Genomic DNA, 18217 nt, shown 5'->3' with positions numbered 1-18217 from the left:
CCGCCGCCGCCGTTGTCGCCGCCATCGCCGCCATCGCCGCCGCCATCGCCGCCGCCATTGCCGCCGCCGCCGTTGTCGCCGCCATCGCCGCCGCCATCGCCGCCGCCATCGCCGCCGCCATCGCCGCCGTTACCGAACGGAGGGTCGTCCCTGCGATCGCCCGAATCCGGCTCACCGATCGACGCGGTCGGGCCCGAAGCGAGCACCGCCGCGACCGCCGGGCAGTTCTGGAGCGCGTACTCCAGAAGGGCGGGGAACTGCGGATGTCTCTGAAGCCGATTCAGTTCGCTGCGGGTAAACTGGGTCCGTTCGCAATACTGCGAGAAAGCCACCTGCTCGGGTACGGTACGAACGCCCTGAGCCGAGGCGGGTGCGGTCACAATCATTTGTGCGGTAAATGCCGCTAAAACATTCGTCAAAAACACATAATTTTTCATTTCTTACCTCGCATTCAAGGTCTTGATGGGACTTGGCGACCAGTTCGCCCAATCGCCGCTCCCGATTGAGCCAAGCGTGCCTCCACCCACGAATGATGTCAAAATCTAGACAACATTGCGACACAGAATGTCCACTTATAGTCACATTTTTGCCCATTTTTGGGTAATTGTTTCGACAACCTCGACGCGACACGGCGGACTCGATATCCGCCACCATTAGATTCAGAGACAGCAGCCCCTGAGGTCTGAGCACCTGATATCGGCTCTGCTGGAGGTCGATTTTCGCACGCCACCCCGCGCCGCGGCCATCGCCGCGGATCATCCGATCCGCGAAAGCGTCCAGTTTCGGCAGATCGATGGCGCATATCGCCGAGCTGATGGCCCGCACCTGATATCGCAGCGCCTAGCGGACGAATTGGACGTGTTTCTGCCTAAGCCCTCCGCCGCGCGCTTGCGGCAGCCCGTTTCGGGGCACGGTCAGGCGTCAAGGAGGATGTTGTACTCGGCGCGGATCCTCGCCTCGGCCGCGGGATCGAGATAGGCGGGGTGGTGCGTCGCGAGCACCTCGCGCGCTGCCGCCTTCGCCCGCATCCAGGCATCGGGCTGGCCTTTCTCTGTCCAGGTGATCGGGGCGTCGCGGTCGGCGAGACTCGGATAGAAGTAGTCGCGCTGCATCGCCGCCAGGGTATGCGCGCCGCCGAGGAAATGCCCCTCGCCCAGAACCGCCTCGCAGATCGCGTCGAAACCGAGCGTGTCCGGCGTCACCTCGATCCCGCGGAGCGCGCGGTAGATCATCGCATGCATCTCGTTGTCGAGGACGAAGGCTTCGAACGAGGCGCCGAGGAGCGAGGCCGTCATGCCCGAGCTCTCATAGATCAGATTGCCGCCCGCGAGACCGGCGGCGAGCGAGGAGAGCGCCTTCTCGACGCCGTATTGCGCGTCGATCGCCTTGGCGTCGGTCATCGAGGAGGCGACGCCCGAGGGCAGGCCGAGCCAGTTCGAGATCTGCGCCGAGGCCGCGTTCAGCACCGAGATCTCGCCGCCGCCGCCCGCGAAGGCGCCGGTCCTGAGGTCGATGACCAGCGGCCAGTTGGAAAAGACCATCGGATAGCCGGGTTTGAAGACGTTCACCATCATCAGGCTGCCGAGCGTCTCGGCCAGCGACTGCGCGAGGAACCCCGCGAGTGTCGCGGGCGCCGTAGCACCCGACTGCGCGGCGGTGATGCAGGACAGGGGCAGTCCGTGTTCCATGCAGGCAAGCGTCACCAGCACCGCGTCCTCGCCGAAGCGCATCGGCGAGATCACCGGGCTGATATGGGCCTTGAGGAAGGGCGTCCCGAGGAACGCCCCTTCATGGCCGAGCGCGATATCGACCATGCGCAGGATCGGCGCCACGTGTTCGGCCAGCGTGAAGGAGGTCGCGACCGGCTTCGTCGTGCCCTTCAGAAGCGCGAAGACGGTGTTCACGTCGAGATCGAAGCTGTCGGCGACGTCGGTCGCGACACAGCAGCGGGTGAACCAGCTCACGTTGGTGAGCGTGTCCTGGAGCCGGGTGAAGTCGTAAAGGTCACGCAGCGTCGAGGGCCGATAGCGGCCAGTGTCGAGGTCGAGGGTCTGGACCGCAGCACCACCGGTGCCGAAATGGACCCGATCGCCGCCGACCTCGATCGAGCGGGCGGGGTCGCGACCGTGAAAGGTGAAGGTCTTGGCGGCAAGGCCGATGCACCGCTCGACCATCTCGCGCGGGAACAGGATGCGCACGCCGGCCTTCCGCGCCCCGGCCGAGAGGAAGCGCCGTTCGAGCACCTCGGGCACCTCGCCCATGCCAAGTTCCGCCAGGAGGCGCAGCGCTGTCTCGTAGATAGTGACGATTTCCGGCTCGGACAGCGGCTTGTAGAAGCCCCCGACCTGCCCCGGCGCGCAGGGATTGACCTCGGGCGCCGCCAGCCGCTTTGCGACGCGTTCAGCGCGCCCTCCGGCCCGACCGCCCATTGCACCGCGCGTCATTGCACCCTCCAACCCTGACACGCGCATTTCGCGCGCCGGTGCAGAAACTGGCAAGAACCTTGGACACCGTTCGGAAACGCGAATGCGCGAAAACGCATTTTCCGAATTCGCGGCCCGCAGGTTGCGGGACGCGTCGCCCATCGCGCTTGATCGGTCGCGACGGCGCACGAGGCGTCCGGAAACTCGAACCGACAGGAAAGTGACGGGTCATGGTCATCTCTGGATGCCAGCGGCATGAGAGCCGGAGCGATCGCCGCCAGTGCGGCGGCGGCCGACCGCCATATGCGGCACGCCCACGTCACGGCGCCGGTCGTCGCGCATGCACAGGATCCCTCCGGCCGAAAAGACCGGCTGGACAGACAGAGCAAACATTTGTACGGTTTACTATCTATAAACAAACAAACGTTCTCTCAGTGGCAACAAGCACGGATATCCTCGAACGCCTGCAGACGCTGCGACTCGACACGACGCCGGAACTCGCGAAGCTGTCCGGCTACCTGCTCGATCATCCCGCCGAGATCGGGATCAGCTCGATCCGCCAGCTCGCCGCGAAGGCCGACGTCAAGCCGAATACCCTGGTCCGGCTGTCCCGCGCGGTCGGGTTGGAGAGCTACGAGTCGTTCCGCGAGATCTTCCGCAACGACATCCGGCAGGGCCGGGAGACCTATCCCGACCGGGCGCGGTGGCTGCAGGGGATCTCGCGGCGGGGGGAACTCGGTCAGCTCTACGCCGCGTCGGCGGAAGCCTCGATCGACAACCTCGAAGGCTTCTACGCCTCGACCGACCATGACGCGATCGCGGCGGCGGCCGCGGCGATCGTCGCGGCGCGGCGCACATTCGTTCTCGGGGTCGGCGTGACCAACCCGGTCGCCCAGAACTTCGCCTATCTCGCGGGCATGGCCATCGACGGCGTGCGCGCCCTACCGAACGGCGGAACGCTGCCGGTGGACGGTCTCGCGCGGGCGGACGAGCGCGACGTGCTCATCGCGATGACGTTCCATCCCTACAGGCGCGAGGTCGTCGATGCCGTGACCGCGGCGCGCGCGCAGGGCGTCCGGGTCATCGCGGTGTCCGACAGCCTCGCCTCGCCGATCATGGCCGACGCGAGGCACCGCTTCCTCGTCCCGACGGAGACGCCGCAGTTCTTCACCTCGACCGTCGCGCTAACGGCGTTCTTCGAGGTGCTCATCGCCTTCGTCATCGCCGAAGCGGGCGAGGAGGTGGTCAGTTCGATCGAGGCGTTCCACAGCCGGCGCCACGCGCTCGGGATCTATGTCGACGAGGCGCGGTCGGGCGGATGATCGCGCGACGCACCGATGGGGTGGCCGGTATCGGCCGCCGCGAGCACACGAACGAGAACCGGGCGAGCCGGCGGACCTGTCCATGCCAAAAGGGAGAACTCACTTGAAAACGACTGTTCTGAAAGCCGCGATCGCGGGCGGGGCCCTCGCGCTGTCCGCGCAGGCCGCGCTGGCCGAATGCGGCGAGGTCTCGATCACCGAGATGAACTGGGCCTCGGCGGCCGTGGTCACCTCGGTCTCGAAGTTCCTGATGGAGAACGGCTACGGCTGCACCGTCACCGTGGTGCCGTCCTCGACGCTGCCCGCCGTCACCTCGATCGCCGAAACCGGAGAACCGGACATCGCGACCGAACTCTGGATCAATACCGCACCCGCCTATCCCGAGCTCGAGTCGGCCGGCAAGGTGAAGACCCTCGGCGACGTCCTCTCGGACGGCGGCGTCGAGGCGTTCTGGATCCCGCAATACCTCGCGGACGAACATCCCGAGCTCACCACGATGGAAGGCATCCTCGCCAATCCCGCGCTCGTCGGCGGCAAGTTCCACAACTGCCCCGAAGGCTGGGGCTGCCGGGTCACCAACGACAACATCGTCAAGGCCTGGGATTTCGAGGGCAGCGGGCTCGAGGTCTTCAACCACGGCTCGGGCGAGACGCTCGCGGCCGCGATCGCCTCGGCCTACGAGAACAAGGAGCCGTGGTTCGGCTACTACTGGGCGCCGACCTCGGTCCTTGGCAAGTACCCGATGGCGATGGTGAACATCGGCGAGTTCGACGCCGACACCCATGCCTGCAACGCCAGCGCGGACTGCGCGACGCCGGGCAAGTCGCCCTATCCCAGCGCCCGCGTCGTCACCGCCGTCACGACGACCTTCGCCGACAGCAATCCCGAGGTCGCCGAGATGATGTCGAAGGTCACCTTCACCAACGAGCAGATGAACGAGGTGCTCGCCTGGCAGGAAGACAACAAGGCCTCGGCCGATGAGGCCACGGCGCATTTCCTGACGACGTACAAGGACGTCTGGGGCGCCTGGCTGAGCGACGATGCCCGCGGCAAGCTGGCGGCTCTGCTCGAATGACCTGAAACCGGGCGGGGGCGGTCGCTGCCCCCGCCTGCGGCCGAGGCCGGGCCAACCGGCTGAACAGAAGTGAAGGGGGCGGCGATGGCGGCTTATTCGGGTTTCTTCGAGGCGCTCGGCCTCAAGGAATGGTGCGAAGCGGGCAGCACCGGCGGCCCCCAGTCGCTGGCGGACCTGCTGGCAAAGACCGGCAAGGTCGCCGAGACCAGCCCCTGGGACATGCCCTTTCCCTCGCTCGATGCGCTGCACGAGGCCTGCGGCGCGATCCCGCGGACGCGCGAGCTGACGGCGGGGCTCGAACGCGTGTTTCTCGACATCAAGGACCCACTGAAGTTCGTGCTCGACCCGCTGACCCAGCCCCTGAGCTGGGCGATCGACGGCGCGCTCTGGGCGATCCTTGCCATGCCATGGTGGATCGTGATCCCGATCTTCCTGATCGTCGTCCAGTTCGCGGCGCGCTCGGCGCGCGTCACCCTGTTCGTGGCGATCGTTCTCGTGATGCTCGCCTTCGTCGACCATTACACCTACGCGATGCAGACGCTCGCCATCATCCTTGTCTGCACCGTGATCTGCGTCCTCATCGGCGTGCCGATCGGCATCGCGATGTCGCGCAGCGACCGGCTCCAGCGGTCGGTGATCCCGGTCCTCGACATGCTCCAGACCCTGCCGACCTTCGTCTACCTCATCCCGCTGATCTTCCTCTTCAGCGTGACGGAATCGAAGCTCTACGGCATCGCCATCATCCTCTACGCCATCGTTCCGGCGATCCGCCTCACCGATCTTGGCATCCGGCTCGTCGACAAGGACGTGCTCGAAGCCGCCGAGGCTTTCGGCATGTCGGCGCGCCAGAAGCTCTTCGGCGTGCAGATCCCGCTCGCGCTGCCGAACATCATGGCCGGCGTCAACCAGACGATCATGATGTCGCTCGCGATGGTGGTGATCGCTTCGCTGGTCTCGGCGCCGGGGCTCGGGGCGCTGGTGCTGAGGGGCATCAACAAGCTCGAGCTTGGCGTCGGCATCGTCGCAGGCCTCGCGATCGTGATGCTGGCCATCGTCCTCGACCGCGTGACCAAGGCGGCCCTCGCCCAGGTCAACCGCGCCACCAAGCACTGAGGGGCCCGGAATGAACATGCAAAGTCCGAAGCCGAAACTCTCGATCCGCAACCTCTACAAGATCTTCGGCTCCGACCCGAAGGCGATGCTTGGCCATGTGCGCGCGGGCGTCGGCAAGCAGGAGCTTCTGTCCAGGTACAGCCATGTGCTCGGCCTCGAGGACATCAACGTCGACATGCATGCCGGAAAGATCACCGTCATCATGGGCCTTTCGGGCTCGGGCAAGTCGACGCTGATCCGGCATCTCAACCGCCTGATCGAGCCTACCGCGGGCGAGATCCTGCTCGACGGCGCCGACGTCACGCGGCTCTCGCACGAGGAGTTGCGCAGACTGCGCCAGACACGGATGTCGATGGTATTCCAGAAGTTCGCGCTTCTGCCGCATCGAACCGTGCTCGACAACACCGCGCTCGCGCCGACGATCCGCGGCGAGCCGGGCGCCGGCACCCGCGAGAACGCGCGCCGCTGGCTGGAGCGGGTCGGTCTGAAGGGCTACGAGACACACTATCCCCACCAGCTTTCGGGCGGCATGCAGCAGCGCGTCGGCATCGCCCGCGCGCTCTGCTCGGAAGCCGAGATCATGCTGATGGACGAGGCCTTCTCGGCGCTCGACCCGATCATCCGCACCGACATGCAGGCGCTCTTGCTGGAACTGCAGCGGGAACTGCACAAGACGATCATCTTCATCACCCACGACCTCGACGAGGCGCTGCGGCTCGCCGATCACCTCGTCGTCCTCAAGGACGGCCGGATCGTCCAACAGGGCGAACCGCAGGAGATCATCCTGAAGCCCGCGGACGACTACATCGAGAACTTCGTCCGCGACATCAACCGGGCGCGGGTCCTCAGGGTCCGCTCGGTGATGGCGGCCGCGGACGGCACTGCGGGGCAAGACCGGATCGACGCCGAGGCGACGCTCGAGCAGGCGCTCGAACGCGCCGGCGGGGACGCGGATCACGCCTTCGACGTGACCGAGGACGGGCGCGTTGTCGGCAAGCTGGCGATGCGGGACCTCTTCAAGGCACTGGTTCCGCGCCGCGCGCGGCAGGCGGCCTCCTAGGGGCGGGCGTTACTCCACACCGCCCCGGCCGGTGGCCAGCGCCCGCCGCATGGAGCCGTCACGCTGCACCCGGTTCTCCGCCGGGTCGTTCATCGCGGACAGGTGCTCGATCCGCAGGCCGACGCAGTCGGGCGCCAGCGAACCCGCGTCGCGCAGGCCCGCGTGCCGCGCATGAACGAACCGCTTCTTCGTGACCTGGTGCGGCTGGGTGTCGTTCATGTAGGCGACATCCACGTCGCGCCCTAGCGCAAGCGCCCCGTCGCGGACCGCCGCCGCGATGAGTTCCATCCCGGCGCGGGTGCGGATCAGGAGCGAGTTCACGCCGGGATCGGTTCTTGACGCGTCACGATCCGGGCTCGCGCCGGGCCAGGTGTCGGCGGCGGCGATGTCGGCGCCCTCGCCGATGCCGTCGGGGCAGATCTTGCAGCGGAACGGCAGCGACCAGGCGCTTTCATCCTCGCCCCAGAAGTCGAGGTAATGCATGGAGGTCTCGCTTCCGTCTGCGAACCCGACCGTCGTCGGCCCCGGACAGCCAAGCCCCCGGTAGCGCAGCCGCGTCATCTTCGTCCGATCGATCCCGCGATCCGCGAGCACCTTGGTGAGCGAGCTGTCGGGCATGTAGCCACCGCAAACCGGTGTCAGCCAGTAGCGGATCAGCCGGCTTACCCTCTCGTCGAGATGGGCGAGGTTGCGCACCGCATTGAGATCGCAGGGCTTGGCAATCAGCGCGAAGGGCTTGCCGAGCGCGAGTGCCGCATCGAGGTTGATGAGTGGCGCGGTCGGCCCATAGCGGGATCCCGCGCCGGCGAGCACCTCGGCCTCGGTGCGGCTCAGAACCGCCTCGCCAAAGCTCGGCTCCGCCACCGAGGCCCGGACATGAAGCACGAAATCCACGCGACCGGATCGCAGCAGGTATTGTCCGAGCGCCGTCAGAACGCCCGCGGTCGAGCCTTCGTGCCGGACGGCGGGATCGGCCGCCCAGCCGAGCACGACGCGATGGAGCGGCCCCCAGACCCGATCGGTGACCGGCGCCTCCGCCGCCAGATCCGGCGGCAGCCCCTCGGCCCGGGTTCCCGGACAGGTGGCGTAGACGCGGTTCATGGCGGCATGATCCAGAGCCGGCAGGGCCTCGGGCCGGAGCTCGCCGTCCGCCGCCTTCCCCACCCTGATCCCGTCCCGCCCGGCCACCGACTGGCAAAGCCCGCATCCGATGCAGAGGCCGCAATCGACGATCCGTCGCAGGCGCGCCCGCGGTGTCATGTCCCTGCCCGTCATCGTTTGCCGTTGCCGTTCCCGAGCCCGATCAGGCCCATCTGCTCGAGCTTCAGGATCACCTGATGCGCGCAGTTGTCGACGTCGACGTTCTCGGTCTCGACCTTGAGCTCGGGGTTCTGCGGCTCCTCGTAGGGATCCGAGACGCCGGTGAACTCCTTGATCTTGCCCTCGCGGGCGAGCTTGTAGAGCCCCTTGCGGTCGCGGCGCTCGCATTCCTCAAGCGAGGTCGCGACATGGACCTCGATGAAGGCGCCGAAGGCCTCGATCATCTCGCGCACCGCACGGCGGGTCGCGGTGTAGGGCGCGATCGGCGCGCAGATCGCGATGCCGCCGTTCTTGGTGATCTCGGAGGCCACATAGCCGATGCGCTTGATGTTGAGGTCGCGGTGCTCCTTGGAGAAGCCGAGCTCCGACGACAGATGCTTGCGCACCACGTCGCCGTCGAGAAGCGTCGTCGGACGTCCGCCCATCTCCATCAGCTTGACCATCAGCGCGTTGGCGATCGTCGACTTGCCCGAGCCCGAGAGCCCGGTGAAGAACACCGTGAAGCCCTGTTTCGCGCGCGGCGGCGAGGTGCGGCGCAGCTCCTGCACCACCTCGGGGAAGGAGAACCAGTCGGGGATCTCCAAGCCCTCGCGCAGGCGGCGGCGAAGCTCGGTACCGGAGATGTCGAGGACGGTCGCGCCCTCGGGGATCTCGTCCACCGGGAAATACTGCGCCTTTTCCTGCACATAGACCATCTGTTTGAAATCGAGCATCTCGATGCCGATCTCCTCCTGGTGCTTCCTGACCAGTTCCTGCGCCGCATAGGGGTCGTAGAAATCCTTGCCCTGGCTGTTCTTGCCGGGGCCCGCATGGTCGCGCCCGACGATGAAATGCGTGAGCCCGTGGTTCCTGCGGATGATCGCGTGCCACAGCGCCTCGCGCGGGCCGCCCATGCGCATCGCGAGGTTGAGAAGGCTGAGATGCGTGGTCGCGGCCGGGTACTTGTCGAGGACCGCCTCGTAGCAGCGCACCCGGGTGAAGTGGTCGACATCGCCGGGCTTGGTCATGCCGACGACCGGGTGGATGAGGAGGTTGGCCTGCGCCTCCTTGGCGGCGCGGAAGGTCAGTTCCTGATGCGCGCGGTGCAGGGGATTGCGGGTCTGGAAGGCCACGACCTTGCGCCAGCCGAGCTTGCGGAAATAGGCGCGGAGCTCGTTCGGCGTGTCGCGGCGAGCCTTGAAATCGTAATGCACCGGCGGCTGGATGCCGGTGATCGGGCCGCCGAGATAGACCGAGCCCGCGGTGTTGTGGAGGTAGTTGACCGCCGGATGGGCGAGGTCGTCGGCGCCGAAGACGCCCTCCGCCTCGCGCGCCTTGTTCGGCACCCACTTGTCGGTGACCGAGAGGATCGCGAGGATCACGCCCTCGGCGTCCCTGAGCGCGATGTCCTGGCCGGGCTCGACCTTCTCGGCGAAGGCCTCGGAGACGTCGAGCGTCACCGGCATCGGCCAGAGCGAGCCGTCGGCGAGCCGCATGTCGGCGACGACGCCGTCGTAGTCGGCCTCGGTCATGAAGCCCTTCAAGGGGTAGAAGCCGCCGTTCATCAGAAGCTCCAGGTCGCAGACCTGGCGCTGGGTGAGGTCCCAGGACGGCAGCGCGCCGGCCTCGTGCTTCAGCTTCTGGGCAGACTCGTACGAGACGTATAGCTCCGGGATCGGAGCGTGCCGGGCCATGAGCCCGGCCGGCTTCCTTTGCGCACTCTCGCTACCGTCCTTCATGCCGCGAACGCTCCCACCCGGATCCGGTGTTCGTGAAGCCGATCGTAATGCGGCTTCATCCGGCGGTGCACCTGCTTCACGCGGGAAGGCGTGTCCTCGAGCGTGACGTACTTGCGCGCCTGCGGCTTGAGCCCGGTCGAGTTCTTCAGGTTTTCGTGGAACGATCCGCCGTCCCACCAGCTGTACTGGCCGGTATCGGCGCCGGGCGCCCAAGTCAGCGCCTCGGGGATGAACGGGATGCCGACCGCCGCGCAGAAGGCCTCGGTCATCTCGTAGGGGTTCTCGAGCAGGTCGTCGCTGTCCACGACCGGCGGCGGCGTGCCGTTCAGCGCGGTGAGAAGGTCGAAGAGGGCGCGCTGCTCGGGAAAGCCGACCTCGCCCTCGTCGAAGTCCGGCCATTTGTCGTAGATCGAGGTGATCGTCTTGGCCGGGTCACGGATCAGGAAGGCATGGGTGAAGTGCGACAGGAAATCCGCATCCCACATGTGGTTGATGTAATGCGGGAAGTCCTTGATGAAGACCGGCTTTTCCTTCGCCGCGGCCTTGAGGTCTTCCCACACGCTTTCGAGTGTCAGGCCCGGCGTCGTCCGGTCGCCCTCCTTCCAGCGCTGCCAGAGCGGCGCCTCGCCCTGGTACCAGGCCTCGCCGAACGGCTCGTGGAAGCAGGCGAGGTCGCCGCGCTGGCGCATCATCCATTCGAAGGCGGTGGAGGTGGACCTCGGCACGGCCCAGAGCGCTACGATCTTGTGCATGAGGTCATCCTTTCAGCGAGGAGAGAAGCTTGCCCTGCCGGGTCGTTGGCGCGAGGCCGAGGGTCTTGAAGATCCGCCAGTAGAGGGCCGTATCGTGGCCGATGACGGGCTTGCCGAGCATCTCCTCCAACTCGACCTCGAGATGCACCGGGCGTTGCGCGAGGCCGTCGCCCGCGCGCCGGAAGTTGCACATGCCGTTGATAAGATAGGCATCCGCATCGGGTGCCTTGTCGGCGACGTATTCGAAGCTCTTGCGCGCCAGATCACCGTCAAAACACCAGATGCAGTCGTTCACCTCCTCCTGCGTCTCGAACCAACCCTGGTCGACGAAGTTGCCGGCCCAGATCACGTCGAAACCGGCCTCCTTCCAGAACGCCACCGTGCCCTGCCACCAGCCCGGCCAATGATAGGCGCCGTTGAGCGCGACCTTCTCGACATTCATCGCGCGGAGCGCCTCGACCATCGCGTAGCCCGCCATGTGGAAGGGGGTCTGGTACTTCTCGCTGAGCATCTCGCAATGCTGGCGGACACCCTCGACGCCCAGCCCCGAGGCATGCACCCAGTTCGAGCCAACCTGGCCGCAGACATCGGCGCCATTGTTGGCCATGCAGTGGACGAAGTCCTCAAGCATGTCGAACTTCTGCTTACGCTGGTCGAGCTGGTGCCGATATTCGGGCACATGCAGCATCCAGCCATGGACGCCCACGGTCTCCGGCGCCATGCGGAGGAAATCCGAGGGCGCCGCGTCCCAGTCCTGCGGCGGACAGGTGAATCCCACCTGATGGGGGAAGAGCTTGTTCTTTGGATCGGCCCAGTGGGCGGGTTTGACGTAGTCCGGCATCGCGCGTCCTGCCTCTCGGTTGGAATGCGCCAAGGTTCGCCGCTGACCGCGCCGATTTCCATTGCTTTGTGCGCGCCATTCCATATCAATTCGGATATGGGACAAAGGCGATACCGGATACCCTCCACGAGTGCTCTCGTCGCCTTCGAAAGCGTCGCGCGCCTTGGCGGCATCGGTCGAGCGGCCGACGAGCTGAACACCTCGCAATCGGCCGTCAGCCGGCACATCAAGCATATCGAGGATGAGTTCGGCACGCGGTTGACCGAGAAGTCCGGAAGGGGAATCGTCATCACCCGCGCAGGCGAGGCATATCTGCGTGTCGTGACCACCGCGCTCGAAAGTCTCAACGCCGCCGGAAGCGCCCTTCGGGCGGCGGACGAGGACGTGACGATCGCCTGCACGCACGAGGTGTCGCACCTCCTGCTGATGCCGCATTTCGCAAGATTGCGTGAATCGCTCGGCCGCGGCGCCCGGATCCGGATCCTTACCTGCGAATACGAGACGGTCCCGCTGATGGTGAATGCCGGCGCCGACCTGACGTTCGAATATGTTGAGGATGTGCCGGAAACCGGCTGCATCGAGATCCTTCCGGAAGAAATCGTTCCCGTTGCCTCGCCGTCTTTTTTGGCGATGCATGCCGGGATATTGGCGCAACAGCCCGGGGCCTGGCGGGGGGTGCCGCGACTCGCGCTCACGAAGGCCAATCTCGGCTGGGCCACGTGGGAGGACTGGTTCGCCGCCATCGGTACGGACGCGCCGGCGACCGAGGTCGAGACCCACGACAACTATGTCTACCTGCTCGAGGCGGCCGCGGCCGGAGCGGGGCTGGCACTGGGCTGGAGAGGCTTCGTCGACCGGTACCTGCAGTCCGAGGCGCTGGTCGCGGTCAGCGGACGTTGGATCACCCGTCCCCCGAAGCTCGTGGCGCGGCTGACACGCCGGGGCGAACGCAACCGCAACGCCGTGCGGTTTCTGCCGCTCCTGTCTCGGCTTCTGAGCAACCGACGCACCTGAACATCGCTCCGCCGCGGGCCGGGCCCTGAAACCGTCCTTTCAAGGCGGGAGTGCCCGACGGCCGCACCGGTCATGTACCGATGGGCGCGCGCCAGCGGCACCTGACGCAGAGAGGCACCTTTCGGGCTCCCCTGGACAAGCGCGGGCGCAGGCACCGCAAACGCAGTGCCCGCACCCGCCATCGGGCCAATGATCGCAGAGGCCTGAGGTCGAGCGGCGACCGGCTTCGCCGCAAGCGCCGGCTCGCCGGTGATGGGCATCGGTGCCGTGACGGGCCTTGCACGGCTTCGCGTCCTGCGGGGCGCGTGTAACGGCTGACCGGCGCCGGCAGGCGGTCTGCCTGCAAACGCGATCGCTCGCGGATCGAACCGCCCGCGCCATCCCGCAACCCCGCCTTGACCTGCTTGTGACGCCCACCACCATCCGCGCTGGCTTCCGCAGCCGCAGGCGTTGAAGGTGTCACCGCCCCCCGGCAACGCCTTTTACAAAACGCCTCCAAACCAGACCACGAGACGGTCGAGGCGTCGCAGAAAAAGAAGTGATTTCAACGGGAAGGATGGTACCGCCTCCCCGGCTCGAACGGGGGACCCCCAGATCCACAATCTGGTGCTCTAACCAACTGAGCTAAGGCGGCACTCGAGGGGGATTTAGCTCCCCGCCCGCGCGATTGCAAGGGCAGATTGCGCAAGCTCCGCCAACTCGGAGCGTCAACGAAAGCTCTGGGAGCAGGTCATCTTCTCTCCGTCGCTGGCTGGTCCGGTGGCCGATCCGATGACGCGGAAGCCGGGCGCGGCACTGAGCGCGCGGCGGCTCGATCCGGTCCATACGCCCTTCTGTCTCGCAGGATGATCGCGGGCATGCTTCGCCGCCCTACAGCCACCTTGTCTCGGCCGGCCATTCGCGCTAGCGGGGGCGGATCACTGACGGAGGCCAGCCATGGGCATCGACAAGGAAAGCGACATCGCCGCCAATCTGCAGATCGGGCCGACCTCGCTCGGCATGGTCCGGATCTATGTCGAGGCCGAAGGCATGGAACTGCCGCTCGACTTCGATCCCGAGGAGGCCGAGGAGATCGCCGAGGAACTGCGCGCCGCCGCCGAGGCCGCGCGCGACATGGGCGGATCGGTCAAGGGAAAATCCCCGAAGCGGTGACACCGGGGTCGCGGTAGCCCTGCAGCCGGAGCGCGGCGTGGCGGGCGAATTTCTGCACCATCACCTTGCGCCGCGCGCCCGCGAGCGGCGCCTCGGGACCGATCCGCAGGATCTCGGCGTCATAGGCATCCGCGAGGATCAGCCCGGTCCCGTCGGGCAGGAGCTCGGTCGGGAAGTCGGCGTCCACCGCCCAGAAGAAGCGGTCGCCCCATTCGAGGTAGTTGCGCCACTTGCGATCGGAGGTGAAATCCGTCCGGCTCGACTTGCATTCGACGATCCAGATCTCGCCCTTCGGACCGAGCGCCATGACATCGACCCGGAGCCCCGGCGCGGGCACCAGTTCTTCCACGGTCGCGAAGCCGTGGTGGAGAAGGTGGCGGCACACGCCGCGGGCCAGGAGCTGGCCGGGTTGAAGATCGTCTGGCATCGCCCAAATATGAACGCAACGTGAACATCTGTCCAGTGCGGCGGAGCCGGGGCCGCATCAGCCCCCTTGCCGTGGTGTGGACTTCGCCCTATCTCTGGCGCTGGCGGGTTCTGCCCCTCTCGTGCGAGGCCCTTTTCCAGTGGCCGATAATCATTTCCGAGGGAGCTGGCTCTGTCAGGACCGTGGTCTTGATACCTGGCGCCCACCTGGTTGAACCAGGCTCTCGGGAAAAACACGCCTTCACGGCTGCCGCGGTTCCCGCCACCTTCGTTCACCGAGGCCCCTGAGCCTCAGGGCGCCTGCCTCCGGCGGAGATGCTTGCAGCAATATGAAGACCGGTCAGCGGCGTCCGGCGGGGACCGGGGCGGCGACGGGCGTCGCCGACGATGCGGGCACGCGGTCTGGCTTGCCTCCGCCATCCTCGTCCTCGGCCAACCGCATCACCGCGATGCCGAACTGCACGCCGGAAAATACGATCCCGTTGAACACCACGAGCATGATCACCGCGATCCAGCCCTCCTCGGTCGCGCGCACGAGATGCCAGAGATTGGCGACGTTGAGCCACAGGAGGAGCCCGGTGAATGCGAGCCCGAGCACGAAACCGATGGCGACATGGCGGATGTAGAGGCGGACGAGTGCGGGCATGGCGAGTCTCCCTTTCGATCCAGTCTAACGCCGATCCGCGACGGATGTGAGGGGCAAGCGGTCGCGCCACCGCCCGGCGGGCTTGATTCGCAGGGAACCGTGCTATCCTGCGCCGGTACCGGCGATCAAGGGGGATGCCATGCTGTTCCGCCAGTTCTTCGACAAGACCTCCAGCACCTATACCTATCTGCTCGCCAGCCGCGCCGGCGCCGAGGCGCTCTTGATCGACCCGGTCTACGAGCAGACCGAGCGCTACCTGAAGCTCCTGGAGGAACTCGACCTCAGGCTCGTGAAGGTGGTCGACACCCATGTCCATGCCGACCATGTCAGCGCGATGGGCAAGCTGCGCGACGCCACGCGCTGCGTCACCGTTATGGGCGAGCAGTCGCCCGCCGACATCGTCTCGCTAAGGGTCCGCGACATGGATGCGCTGACGATCGAGGGGATCACGCTCACCGCGCTGCATACGCCGGGCCATACGTCGGAAAGCTACAGCTTCCTGATGGACGACCGGGTTTTCACCGGCGACACGCTGCTGATCCGCGGCACGGGGCGCACCGATTTCCAGAACGGCGATCCCTATGCCCAGTATCATTCGCTCTTCGAGCGGCTCCTGAAGCTGCCCGAGCAGACCTTCGTCTTCCCCGCGCATGACTACAAGGGCGACACGGTCAGCACGATTGGCGAGGAAAGACGCTACAATCCGCGGCTGCAGGTCCGATCGGTCGAGGAATATGCCGAGATCATGAACAATCTCAACCTCCCCAACCCGGCGATGATGGATGTCGCGGTGCCGGAGAACCTCAAGCTCGGACTCCGGCTCGAGGCGCAGCACCGGGTGCCGGCGGTCGAGGTCGAGGAGCTCTTGGCCGCGTGGCCGCCCGAGGGCGTGACGCTCGTCGATATCCGCGAAGAGGGAGAGCGCGCGCGGTTCGGGGTGATTCCCGGATCGATCCACGCGCCGTACGGCCAGTTCGACCAGTATTGCGGCCGCTCCGGCCCGCTCGCCGGGCTCGCGAAGGATGGGCGGATCGTGCTTTATTGCGCGGTGGGTGAACGCTCGACCCTCGCGGTCGAGATCGCCGGGGAACTCGGGCTGAAGAATGTCGCCCATATTCCCGGCGGGTTCAGCGCATGGAGCCGGGCGGGCGGCGCGGTGGAGCGGGTCTGAGGCTCAGAACGCCTCGGGCCGCGCCTCGCGCGCCATGTGGTCGAGGACGGCGTTGACGAATTTCGATTCCTTCCCCTCGGGGAAGAAGGCGCGGGCGACGTCGACGAATTCGGTGATCACGACCTTCGGCGGGGTCGCGGGCAGGAGGAGTTCCGCCCCGGCAGCGCGGAAGAGCGCCCGGAGCACCGGGTCGATCCGGCCGATCGGCCATTTCGCCACCAGCGCCCGGTCGGTCATCTGGTCGATCCGGGCCTGGAGGTTCACCGCCTCCTCGATGATCTGGCGGAAGAGATGCGGATCGCCCTCGGCCATCTCGTCCTCTTCGTAGGTCGCGCCGAAGCGGTGCGTCTCGAATTCGCGGCGCACCTTGTCGACGGTCTGGCCGGCGGCCTCCATCTGGAAGAGCGCCTGCACGGCATAGAGCCGCGCGGCCGATTTCATCTGGCGTTTGTCGGCGGCGGTCGTTTTGGGGTCTTCGGCGCTCATGCGCGGGTCGGTCCTTCGGGTTCTCCGGCGATGCGGAATTCCTCGCCCGCGGGCTTGAATCCGATGCCTTTCGTCTGGCGCGCCCATTTGCGGGAAAGTGCGACCAGATGCAAGGCCGCCGCGGCGGCTCCGCCGCCCTTGTTCTGGTCGGCCGGATCGGCCCGGACCTCGGCCTGGCGGCGGTTCTCGACCGTGAGGATGCCGTTGCCGATCGCCACCCCGTTCAGCCCCAGAAGCGTCAGCCCGCGCGACGAATCGTTGCAGACCGTGTCGTAATGCGTGGTCTCGCCGCGGATGATGCAGCCGAGCGCCACGAAACCGTCGTAGTCGGCCATCCGGCTCGCCATGCCGATTGCGGTCGGGATCTCCAGCGCGCCCGGCACCTCGACGAGGTCGACCTCGGCCCCGGCCTCGGCCGCGACCGCCTTCGCCCCGGCGATGAGATTGTCGGCGATATCCTTGTAATAGGGCGCGACGACGATCAGGAGTTTCACCCGCTTGTCGAATGTCGGCAGGTCGAGCGTGTGGTGGATTTCCTGTCCGGCCATGGATCAGTCCTCGCTGATGGGCCGCGTGCCCGCGATGTGGAGGTCGTAGGCGTCGAGCCCGAGATACCGGGTCAGTGGCGAATCCGTGAGCAGGATCAACTGCTTCAGCCCCATAGCCGAGAGGATCTGCGCGCCAAGCCCGGTCTGCTTGACGGTGCGCGGTCCCTCATCCGCCTCGACCACGAGTTTCGACTTCGGATCGCGGAAGAGGCAGACCGCGCCCCTGCCCTCTGCCGCGATGATCTTCATCGCGCGCGCGAGCTCGCCCTCGGGCGAAGGGCCGAGCGCCAGCACGTCCTCGAGCACGTTGAGCGCATGGGTCCGCACCAGCACCGGCTCGGGCGTGGTGATGTCGCCCTTGGTCAGGACGACATGTTCCGTCCCCTCGGTCTGGTCTGTGAAGATCCGCATCGTCCAGTCGCCGCCATAGGCGGAGGTGACGGTCTTGCGGCTCGTCTCGCGCACGAGGTTGTCGTGGCGGCGGCGATAGGCGATGAGGTCGGAGATCGTGCCGATCTTGAGCTTGTGCCTGGCGGCGTATTTCACGAGGTCCGGCAGCCGCGCCATGGTCCCGTCCTCGTTCATGATCTCGCAGATCACGCCCGAGGGGTTGAGACCGGCGAGCCGCGCCACGTCGACGGCGGCCTCGGTATGGCCGGCGCGGACCAGCACGCCACCGTCGCGGGCACGCAAGGGGAAGATGTGGCCCGGCGTCGCGATGTCGGCCGGCCCCTTCGAGGGGTCGATCGCAACCGAGACGGTCAGCGCGCGGTCATGGGCCGAGATGCCCGTCGACACGCCCTCGCGCGCCTCGATCGAGGTGGTGAAGGCGGTCTCGTGGCGCGAGGAGTTCTTGGCCGACATGAGCTGCAAGCCCAGCGCCTCGATCCGCGCCGAGGTCAGCGTCAGGCAGATCAGGCCGCGGCCATGCGTGGCCATGAAGTTGATCGCGTCGGGCGTGCACATCTGCGCCGGGATCACGAGGTCGCCCTCGTTCTCGCGGTCCTCGTGATCGACGAGAATGAACATGCGCCCGTTGCGCGCATCCTCGATGATCGCCTCGATGGGCGAAATCGCGTCTTTGAGATCGGCCGTCATCGCATCCGCCCCGCTCTTGTCATCCAACGGTGGCGATAGCCCAATGCCGGAG

18 protein-coding genes, 1 tRNA gene and 1 other RNA gene are annotated in these 18217 nt (G+C 66.6%); 8 read left to right on the top strand and 12 right to left on the bottom strand.

All coding sequences use genetic code 11. The annotated features are described in order from the left end of the window. Both OM960_RS19540 and OM960_RS19535 read right to left on the bottom strand, forming a co-directional pair. Window positions 1-437: hypothetical protein (locus OM960_RS19540; RefSeq protein WP_264773143.1), on the bottom strand; the 437-nt coding region annotated here is incomplete at its 3' end. A 477-nt stretch (window positions 438-914) separates the two neighbouring features. After that, a complete protein-coding gene (locus tag OM960_RS19535; protein WP_264773142.1) occupies window positions 915-2444 on the bottom strand; it encodes a trimethylamine methyltransferase family protein in 1530 nt (509 codons plus the stop codon). Between the two features lie 413 nt (window positions 2445-2857). Here OM960_RS19535 and OM960_RS19530 point away from each other — a divergent pair, with 413 nt between their 5' ends. The 4 genes from OM960_RS19530 to OM960_RS19515 all read left to right on the top strand — a co-directional run bounded on the left by OM960_RS19530 (window position 2858) and on the right by OM960_RS19515 (window position 6993). Beyond that, window positions 2858-3745, top strand: coding sequence for a MurR/RpiR family transcriptional regulator (locus OM960_RS19530; protein WP_263334230.1), 888 nt, complete (start codon window positions 2858-2860; stop codon window positions 3743-3745). Window positions 3746-3848: 103 nt separating this feature from the next. After that, window positions 3849-4820 (top strand): ABC transporter substrate-binding protein, encoded by a 972-nt coding sequence (locus OM960_RS19525; RefSeq protein WP_264773141.1) that lies wholly within the window; start codon window positions 3849-3851, stop codon window positions 4818-4820. An 84-nt stretch (window positions 4821-4904) separates the two neighbouring features. After that, entirely contained in the window at window positions 4905-5933 is a 1029-nt protein-coding gene (locus tag OM960_RS19520) for an ABC transporter permease (protein ID WP_264773140.1), read from the top strand. A 10-nt stretch (window positions 5934-5943) separates the two neighbouring features. Then, window positions 5944-6993: a quaternary amine ABC transporter ATP-binding protein gene (locus OM960_RS19515; RefSeq protein ID WP_264773139.1), complete on the top strand. Its 1050-nt coding sequence runs from the start codon at window positions 5944-5946 to the stop codon at window positions 6991-6993. Between the two features lie 9 nt (window positions 6994-7002). Here OM960_RS19515 and OM960_RS19510 read toward each other — a convergent pair whose 3' ends face one another. The 4 genes from OM960_RS19510 to OM960_RS19495 are packed head-to-tail and all read right to left on the bottom strand — an operon-like array spanning window position 7003 to window position 11624. Next, window positions 7003-8253 (bottom strand): Coenzyme F420 hydrogenase/dehydrogenase, beta subunit C-terminal domain, encoded by a 1251-nt coding sequence (locus tag OM960_RS19510; RefSeq protein WP_264773138.1) that lies wholly within the window; start codon window positions 8251-8253, stop codon window positions 7003-7005. A gap of 11 nt (window positions 8254-8264) precedes the next feature. Beyond that, the gene (locus OM960_RS19505; protein WP_264773137.1) at window positions 8265-9986 is read right to left on the bottom strand and encodes a bifunctional sulfate adenylyltransferase/adenylylsulfate kinase; all 1722 of its coding nucleotides are present in this window, start codon (window positions 9984-9986) and stop codon (window positions 8265-8267) included. A gap of 41 nt (window positions 9987-10027) precedes the next feature. Beyond that, the gene (locus tag OM960_RS19500) at window positions 10028-10783 is read right to left on the bottom strand and encodes a sulfotransferase-like domain-containing protein (protein WP_263339741.1); all 756 of its coding nucleotides are present in this window, start codon (window positions 10781-10783) and stop codon (window positions 10028-10030) included. A gap of 4 nt (window positions 10784-10787) precedes the next feature. Then, window positions 10788-11624 carry a hypothetical protein gene (locus OM960_RS19495; RefSeq protein ID WP_263339742.1) on the bottom strand — a complete coding sequence of 279 codons (837 nt, stop codon included), beginning with the start codon at window positions 11622-11624 and terminating at the stop codon, window positions 10788-10790. Window positions 11625-11720: 96 nt separating this feature from the next. Between OM960_RS19495 and OM960_RS19490 the strand changes: the two genes are divergently transcribed. Beyond that, the gene (locus OM960_RS19490; RefSeq protein ID WP_263339744.1) at window positions 11721-12638 is read left to right on the top strand and encodes a LysR family transcriptional regulator; all 918 of its coding nucleotides are present in this window, start codon (window positions 11721-11723) and stop codon (window positions 12636-12638) included. Window positions 12639-13195: 557 nt separating this feature from the next. Here the strand turns inward: OM960_RS19490 and OM960_RS19485 are convergent. Further along, window positions 13196-13272 (bottom strand) — tRNA-His (locus OM960_RS19485). Between the two features lie 302 nt (window positions 13273-13574). On the opposite strand from OM960_RS19485, the gene OM960_RS19480 reads away from it, so the two are divergent. Beyond that, a complete protein-coding gene (locus OM960_RS19480; protein WP_263339747.1) occupies window positions 13575-13790 on the top strand; it encodes a DUF6324 family protein in 216 nt (71 codons plus the stop codon). Here the strand turns inward: OM960_RS19480 and OM960_RS19475 are convergent. Continuing rightward, the gene (locus tag OM960_RS19475) at window positions 13765-14217 is read right to left on the bottom strand and encodes an MmcB family DNA repair protein (RefSeq protein WP_264773136.1); all 453 of its coding nucleotides are present in this window, start codon (window positions 14215-14217) and stop codon (window positions 13765-13767) included. The two genes, OM960_RS19480 and OM960_RS19475, sit on opposite strands and share 26 nt — an antisense overlap. A 104-nt stretch (window positions 14218-14321) precedes the next feature. Here OM960_RS19475 and ssrS point away from each other — a divergent pair. Then, window positions 14322-14479: non-coding RNA, 6S RNA (ssrS, locus tag OM960_RS25660), on the top strand. 77 nt (window positions 14480-14556) lie between these two features. On the opposite strand, the gene OM960_RS19470 is transcribed toward ssrS, so the two are convergent. Next, window positions 14557-14862, bottom strand: a complete 306-nt coding sequence (locus OM960_RS19470) for a hypothetical protein (protein ID WP_263339752.1) — start codon at window positions 14860-14862, stop codon at window positions 14557-14559. Between the two features lie 139 nt (window positions 14863-15001). Between OM960_RS19470 and OM960_RS19465 the strand changes: the two genes are divergently transcribed. After that, entirely contained in the window at window positions 15002-16033 is a 1032-nt protein-coding gene (locus OM960_RS19465; protein WP_264773135.1) for an MBL fold metallo-hydrolase, read from the top strand. Between the two features lie 3 nt (window positions 16034-16036). On the opposite strand, the gene nusB is transcribed toward OM960_RS19465, so the two are convergent. Genes nusB through ribB form a run of 3 tightly spaced genes read right to left on the bottom strand, consistent with a single transcriptional unit; the run spans window position 16037 to window position 18165 of the window. Next, window positions 16037-16519: a transcription antitermination factor NusB gene (gene nusB / locus OM960_RS19460; RefSeq protein WP_264773134.1), complete on the bottom strand. Its 483-nt coding sequence runs from the start codon at window positions 16517-16519 to the stop codon at window positions 16037-16039. After that, window positions 16516-17067: a 6,7-dimethyl-8-ribityllumazine synthase gene (locus tag OM960_RS19455; RefSeq protein WP_263339760.1), complete on the bottom strand. Its 552-nt coding sequence runs from the start codon at window positions 17065-17067 to the stop codon at window positions 16516-16518. The genes nusB and OM960_RS19455 overlap by 4 nt, the downstream gene beginning before the upstream one ends. A gap of 3 nt (window positions 17068-17070) precedes the next feature. Next, complete coding sequence (gene ribB / locus OM960_RS19450) at window positions 17071-18165, bottom strand: 3,4-dihydroxy-2-butanone-4-phosphate synthase (RefSeq protein WP_263339762.1); 1095 nt, start codon at window positions 18163-18165, stop codon at window positions 17071-17073. Window positions 18166-18217: the final 52 nt, after the last annotated feature.

Source organism: Defluviimonas salinarum (assembly GCF_026013545.1).
In the GTDB taxonomy this organism is placed as follows: Bacteria; Pseudomonadota; Alphaproteobacteria; order Rhodobacterales; family Rhodobacteraceae; genus Albidovulum; species Albidovulum salinarum.
This window is presented reverse-complemented; position numbering and strand designations above follow the sequence as displayed.

Excerpts from the sequence above, each read along its gene's own strand:
- OM960_RS19480 (WP_263339747.1), top strand. The coding sequence starts at position 13,575 with ATGGGCATCGACAAGGAAAGCGACATCGCCGCCAATCTGCAGATCGGG.
- OM960_RS19505 (WP_264773137.1), bottom strand. The coding sequence starts at position 9,986 with ATGGCCCGGCACGCTCCGATCCCGGAGCTATACGTCTCGTACGAGTCT.
- OM960_RS19465 (WP_264773135.1), top strand. The coding sequence starts at position 15,002 with ATGCTGTTCCGCCAGTTCTTCGACAAGACCTCCAGCACCTATACCTAT.
- OM960_RS19510 (WP_264773138.1), bottom strand. The coding sequence starts at position 8,253 with ATGACACCGCGGGCGCGCCTGCGACGGATCGTCGATTGCGGCCTCTGC.
- OM960_RS19515 (WP_264773139.1), top strand. The coding sequence starts at position 5,944 with ATGAACATGCAAAGTCCGAAGCCGAAACTCTCGATCCGCAACCTCTAC.
- OM960_RS19470 (WP_263339752.1), bottom strand. The coding sequence starts at position 14,862 with ATGCCCGCACTCGTCCGCCTCTACATCCGCCATGTCGCCATCGGTTTC.
- OM960_RS19520 (WP_264773140.1), top strand. The coding sequence starts at position 4,905 with ATGGCGGCTTATTCGGGTTTCTTCGAGGCGCTCGGCCTCAAGGAATGG.
- OM960_RS19455 (WP_263339760.1), bottom strand. The coding sequence starts at position 17,067 with ATGGCCGGACAGGAAATCCACCACACGCTCGACCTGCCGACATTCGAC.
- OM960_RS19500 (WP_263339741.1), bottom strand. The coding sequence starts at position 10,783 with ATGCACAAGATCGTAGCGCTCTGGGCCGTGCCGAGGTCCACCTCCACC.
- OM960_RS19495 (WP_263339742.1), bottom strand. The coding sequence starts at position 11,624 with ATGCCGGACTACGTCAAACCCGCCCACTGGGCCGATCCAAAGAACAAG.
- OM960_RS19535 (WP_264773142.1), bottom strand. The coding sequence starts at position 2,444 with ATGACGCGCGGTGCAATGGGCGGTCGGGCCGGAGGGCGCGCTGAACGC.
- ribB (WP_263339762.1), bottom strand. The coding sequence starts at position 18,165 with ATGACGGCCGATCTCAAAGACGCGATTTCGCCCATCGAGGCGATCATC.
- OM960_RS19490 (WP_263339744.1), top strand. The coding sequence starts at position 11,721 with ATGGGACAAAGGCGATACCGGATACCCTCCACGAGTGCTCTCGTCGCC.
- OM960_RS19475 (WP_264773136.1), bottom strand. The coding sequence starts at position 14,217 with ATGCCAGACGATCTTCAACCCGGCCAGCTCCTGGCCCGCGGCGTGTGC.
- nusB (WP_264773134.1), bottom strand. The coding sequence starts at position 16,519 with ATGAGCGCCGAAGACCCCAAAACGACCGCCGCCGACAAACGCCAGATG.